At 32.7% G+C, this 1,662-nt stretch carries 2 protein-coding genes and 1 pseudogene; all 3 read left to right on the plus strand.

Annotated elements, in window-relative coordinates; all coding sequences use genetic code 11:
* Positions 1 to 201: 201 nt before the first annotated feature.
* Positions 202 to 378 (plus strand): annotated as a pseudogene (locus IM273_RS22765) (DUF1972 domain-containing protein); the annotation flags it as partial.
* Positions 379 to 417: 39 nt separating this feature from the next.
* Positions 418 to 918: a glycosyltransferase gene (locus IM273_RS22665; protein ID WP_370551854.1), complete on the plus strand. Its 501-nt coding sequence runs from the start codon at positions 418 to 420 to the stop codon at positions 916 to 918.
* Between the two features lie 30 nt (positions 919 to 948).
* Entirely contained in the window at positions 949 to 1,620 is a 672-nt protein-coding gene (locus IM273_RS21800; RefSeq protein ID WP_193031608.1) for a DapH/DapD/GlmU-related protein, read from the plus strand.
* Positions 1,621 to 1,662 lie beyond the last annotated feature (42 nt).

The following is a 1,662-nucleotide window of genomic DNA, read 5'->3' on the forward strand; positions in this document are numbered from 1 at the left end:
TACAAAAATAGAAAAATCACTAATTATAAAAATGCAAAGCTAACATATGTTCCCTTAAATGCAAATGGTATACAGAGTGTTGCTTATGATATGTATTCAATGATGTGTGCTGTACTGAAAAAAGCTGATGTAATTCTAGTTTTAGGTGTATCTGGATGTCTCTTTTAACCTGTTATCCGTAAAATTAGTAAAGCTAAAATCATTACGAATATAGATGGATTAGAATGGCGTCGAGATAAATGGAACTCTTTTGCTAAGTCCTTTTTAAAAAAATCAGAAGAGTTAGCTGTTAAGTATTCTGACGTTGTTATTTCAGATAATAAAGCTATCGCTGATTATGTCAAAACTGAATATGGTTGTGAGAGTAAAGTTATTGCTTATGGTGGTGATCATGCAGTTAATGCTGATATTGTTTCGGTGGATAAAGATTACGCATTTACAGTATGCAGAATTGAACCTGAAAATAATATATCGATGATATTAAAAGCATTTAGTTTGGTTCGGAAGAAGTTAATAATAGTTGGGAATTGGAATAATAGCAAATATGGTATGGATTTGCGCGAGGAATATAAGAAATACAGCAATATACAGATGCTAGATCCCATATACGATACCGCCAAATTAGCAGAGTTGCGTGCATTTTGTTCATGTTATATACATGGACATTCTGCTGGTGGTACCAATCCCTCATTAGTTGAAATGATGCATTTTGGTAAATCTATAATATGTTTTGATTGTAGTTACAATAGAGAAACTACCGAGCATAAAGCAGTTTACTTCGAAAATGAACAAGCATTATCTAAAATAATAAATTCTGAACAGTATTTTGGTGATAATAATCATATGCTTGATATCGCCAAGGATAAATATACATGGGAAAAAATACGCAAGCAATATCATGAACTGTTCATGCTATAGACTAAAATAATATACAGGCGTGGAATGAGTATGAAAATAAGTAAAGTATTCTCTTCGTTATCATACAATAACGAATCAGTTAATTTTAGAGTGTTGTTACGTGTTTTATTTATGACAGTTAGAGGATTCTTTTTTTCTATATTCTCCTTGAATAGAATTGCTTTCCCTATATTTGCATCAAGAAATGTTAAAATAATTGGCCCCTATAGGAATATTAATGTTGGTAAGTTTACCAAAATTGAATCTAATGTAATAATTCAAACAGAGGCAATCAAAGGGATAAAAATTGGTAGGTCTTGTACTATTGGTTCGGGCACAAGTATTAGACCATCCAGTTATTATGGCGGAGATAGAGGGGAAGGATTGGTTTTAGGAAATCGTACTGCGATTGGTATTAACTCTTATATTGGATGTTCTGGGTATATTGAGATCGGTGATGATGTTATTATTGGACCTCATCTAACTATTATCTCCGAGAACCACAATTATTCCGATCGAAAAATAAAAATAAAAGATCAAGGGGTAAAGCGCGATAATATCAAGATTGATAATGATGTTTGGATTGGCTGCAATGTCACTATTCTTGCTGGAGTTAATATTGGTGGCGGAAGTGTTATTGCTGCAGGTTCAGTTGTTACCAAGTCGTTCCCACCAAACTCTCTTATTGGGGGGGTTCCCGCGAAGTTGATAAAAACAATTTAAAATGAAATTTTTCTTTGGAGTTTAGCTATAGAATTTATTTAT

It is taken from the genome of Enterobacter cloacae complex sp. P13B (genome assembly GCF_014895915.1).
In the GTDB taxonomy this organism is placed as follows: domain Bacteria; phylum Pseudomonadota; class Gammaproteobacteria; order Enterobacterales; family Enterobacteriaceae; genus Enterobacter; species Enterobacter bugandensis.